This is a genomic window from Pseudolysinimonas sp., assembly GCF_031389465.1.
Taxonomy (GTDB): domain Bacteria; phylum Actinomycetota; class Actinomycetes; order Actinomycetales; family Microbacteriaceae; genus Pseudolysinimonas_A.
The window spans coordinates 1-2,930 of sequence record NZ_JANMSQ010000253.1; the positions used below are offsets into that span (position 1 = coordinate 1).

Sequence of the window (2,930 nt, forward strand, 5' to 3'; positions counted from 1 at the left end):
CCGCATCGTCTTCGTCCGCAACGCGGTGAAGGGCTGATCATCATGACCTCTCTCTATGTTCTCGACGCCAAGGGCAAGAAGGCCGGTTCGGTCGACCTTCCCGCGAGCGTCTTCGACGTGCAGACGAACGTGCCGCTGATCCACCAGGTGGTGACCGCGCAGCTCGCTGCCGCCCGCCAGGGAACGCACAAGACCAAGGGTCGCGGCGAAGTGTCCGGTTCGGGCAGCAAGCCGTTCAAGCAGAAGGGCACGGGCCGCGCCCGTCAGGGCTCGATCCGCATGCCGCAGCACCGCGGCGGCGGCATCGTGCACGGACCGGTCCCGCGCGACTACAGCCAGCGCACCCCCAAGAAGATGATCGCGGCGGCTCTGCTCGGCGTCATCTCCGATCGGGCACGCGGCGAGCGTCTACACATCGTCGAGGGCTTCGGTACCAACGGTGGCGCTCCCTCGACCAAGGTGGCCGTCGAGCTGCTCGCGAGCCTCAACGGTGGCCACGGCGTCACCCGCAAGGTGCTCATCGTTCTTGAGCGCGGCGACGCCGCGGCCGAGAAGAGCGTGCGCAACCTCAAGGACTTGCACGTGCTCTACGTCGACCAGCTCAACGCCTATGACGTGGTCGTCTCCGACGACGTCGTCTTCACGAAGGCTGCCTACGACACCTTCGTCGAGTCCAAGACCGGCGCGGCGAAGACGGGCGACTCCAAGTCTGAGAAGGAGGCCGGCGAATGAGCGGCTACAACAAAGACCCGCGCGACATCATCCTGTCGCCGGTCGTCAGCGAGAAGAGCTACGGCTTGATCGATGACGGCAAGTACACCTTCGTCGTCGACCCCCGGTCGAACAAGACGGAGATCAAGCTCGCGATCGAGAAGATCTTCGGCGTGAAGGTGGCCAGCGTGAACACGCTCAACCGCACCGGCAAGCACCGCCGCACGCGGTTCGGCATCGGCAAGCGCAAGGACACCAAGCGCGCGATCGTCACCCTCAAGTCCGGCTCGATCGACATCTTCACGGCTGTCGGCTAGGGCACAGGAGAACAACCATGGCCATTCGCAAATACAAGCCGACGACCCCGGGTCGCCGCGGTTCGAGCGTCGCTGACTTCGCCGAGATCACCCGATCGACGCCGGAGAAGTCGCTGCTCAAGCCGCTGCCGAAGACCGGTGGTCGCAACAACGCCGGTCGCATCACGACCCGCCACATCGGTGGTGGGCACAAGCGTCAGTACCGGATCATCGACTTCAAGCGCAACGACAAAGACGGCGTCAACGCCAAGGTCGCGCACATCGAGTACGACCCGAACCGCACGGCGCGCATCGCGCTGCTGCACTTCCTCGACGGCACGAAGCGTTACATCTTGGCTCCGGCGAAGCTCAACCAGGGCGACATCATCGAGTCGGGTGCGGGCGCTGACATCAAGCCCGGCAACAACCTGCCGCTCAAGAACATCCCGGTGGGTACCGTCATCCACGCGATCGAACTCCGTCCCGGGGGTGGCGCCAAGATGGCCCGCTCGGCCGGCTCGTCGGTTCGACTCGTCGCGAAAGATGGTCCTTACGCCCAGCTGCGTCTGCCCTCGGGCGAGATCCGCAACGTCGACGTGCGCTGCCGCGCGACGATCGGCGAGGTCGGCAACGCCGAGCAGTCGAACATCAACTGGGGCAAGGCCGGCCGCATGCGCTGGAAGGGCGTCCGCCCGACCGTCCGTGGTGTCGCCATGAACCCGGTCGACCACCCGCACGGTGGTGGCGAGGGCAAGACGTCCGGTGGACGTCACCCCGTCAGCCCGTGGGGCCAGAAGGAAGGTCGCACGCGCAAGCGCGATCTGCCCAGCGACAAGCTCATCATTCGCCGTCGTAACGTCGGCAAGAAGCGCAAGGGATAAGCCAGGATGCCGCGCAGCCTCAAGAAGGGTCCGTTCGTCGACGACCACCTGCTCCGCAAGGTGGTTGTTCAGAACGAGGCCAACAGCAAGAACGTGATCAAGACCTGGTCGCGCCGCTCGATGATCATCCCGGCCATGCTCGGGCACACCATCGCGGTGCACGACGGTCGCAAGCACATCCCCGTCTTCGTGACGGAGACCATGGTCGGGCACAAGCTCGGCGAGTTCGCGCCCACCCGCACTTTCCGTGGGCACGAGAAAGACGACAAGAAGGGACGGCGCCGCTGATGGTCATCGCTATCGCACGCGTCAAGCACATTCGCGTCACGCCGCAGAAGGCCCGCCGCATCGTGGACATCATCCGCGGGAAGCAGGCCGCTGAGGCTCTCGCCATCCTGAAGTTCGCCCCGCAGTCCGCGAGCGAGCCGGTCTACAAGCTCGTCGCCTCCGCGATGGCCAACGCCCGGGTCAAGGCCGACGCTTCGAACGCGTTCCTCGACGAGCAGGACCTCGTGATCGTGCGGGCCTATGTCGACGAGGGCACGACGCTCAAGCGTTTCCAGCCCCGTGCTCAGGGCCGCGCGTTCAAGATCCTCAAGCGTACGAGCCACATCACGATCGAGGTGGCAACACCCGACGAGTTCGCGCCTGTCGTTCGCACGCCTTCGGCGTCGAGCGCCGGTAGCGCCACCAAGAAGACCACGACCAAGAAGGCAGAGGCCAAGTAATGGGCCAGAAGGTCAACCCCTACGGCTTCCGTCTCGGAATCACAACCGACCATGTGTCGCGCTGGTTCGCCGACTCGACGAAGCCCGGTCAGCGCTACTCGGACTACGTGACGGAAGACGTCAAGATCCGTCAGCTGCTGAAGACGAGCCTCGACCGCGCCGGTGTGGCGAAGATCGAGATCGAGCGCACCCGTGACCGGGTCCGCGTGGACATCCACACGGCTCGCCCGGGTATCGTCATCGGCCGCCGCGGCGCCGAGGCCGAGCGCATCCGTTCGGATCTCGAGAAGCTCACCAAGAAGCAGATCCAGCTC

At 65.2% G+C, this 2,930-nt stretch carries 6 protein-coding genes; all 6 read left to right on the top strand.

What is annotated here, in order from left to right; translation table 11 throughout:
- Positions 1 to 42 precede the first annotated feature (42 nt).
- On the top strand, positions 43 to 732 hold the full coding sequence (gene rplD / locus RMO30_RS10125) for a 50S ribosomal protein L4 (protein WP_309712827.1): 690 nt from the start codon (positions 43 to 45) through the stop codon (positions 730 to 732).
- Positions 729 to 1,028 carry a 50S ribosomal protein L23 gene (gene rplW / locus RMO30_RS10130; RefSeq protein WP_309712830.1) on the top strand — a complete coding sequence of 100 codons (300 nt, stop codon included), beginning with the start codon at positions 729 to 731 and terminating at the stop codon, positions 1,026 to 1,028. Before rplD ends, rplW begins: the two co-directional genes overlap by 4 nt.
- A gap of 17 nt (positions 1,029 to 1,045) precedes the next feature.
- Entirely contained in the window at positions 1,046 to 1,888 is an 843-nt protein-coding gene (gene rplB / locus RMO30_RS10135; RefSeq protein WP_309712833.1) for a 50S ribosomal protein L2, read from the top strand.
- A 6-nt stretch (positions 1,889 to 1,894) separates the two neighbouring features.
- The gene (rpsS, locus tag RMO30_RS10140; protein WP_309712836.1) at positions 1,895 to 2,176 is read left to right on the top strand and encodes a 30S ribosomal protein S19; all 282 of its coding nucleotides are present in this window, start codon (positions 1,895 to 1,897) and stop codon (positions 2,174 to 2,176) included.
- Positions 2,176 to 2,616 carry a 50S ribosomal protein L22 gene (gene rplV / locus RMO30_RS10145; RefSeq protein WP_309712839.1) on the top strand — a complete coding sequence of 147 codons (441 nt, stop codon included), beginning with the start codon at positions 2,176 to 2,178 and terminating at the stop codon, positions 2,614 to 2,616. The genes rpsS and rplV overlap by 1 nt, the downstream gene beginning before the upstream one ends.
- On the top strand, positions 2,616 to 2,930 hold a 315-nt coding region (gene rpsC / locus RMO30_RS10150), incomplete at its 3' end, for a 30S ribosomal protein S3 (RefSeq protein ID WP_309712843.1). The genes rplV and rpsC, both read left to right, overlap by 1 nt.

Excerpts from the sequence above, each read along its gene's own strand:
- rpsS (WP_309712836.1), top strand. The coding sequence starts at position 1,895 with ATGCCGCGCAGCCTCAAGAAGGGTCCGTTCGTCGACGACCACCTGCTC.
- rplV (WP_309712839.1), top strand. The coding sequence starts at position 2,176 with ATGGTCATCGCTATCGCACGCGTCAAGCACATTCGCGTCACGCCGCAG.
- rplB (WP_309712833.1), top strand. The coding sequence starts at position 1,046 with ATGGCCATTCGCAAATACAAGCCGACGACCCCGGGTCGCCGCGGTTCG.
- rplD (WP_309712827.1), top strand. The coding sequence starts at position 43 with ATGACCTCTCTCTATGTTCTCGACGCCAAGGGCAAGAAGGCCGGTTCG.
- rplW (WP_309712830.1), top strand. The coding sequence starts at position 729 with ATGAGCGGCTACAACAAAGACCCGCGCGACATCATCCTGTCGCCGGTC.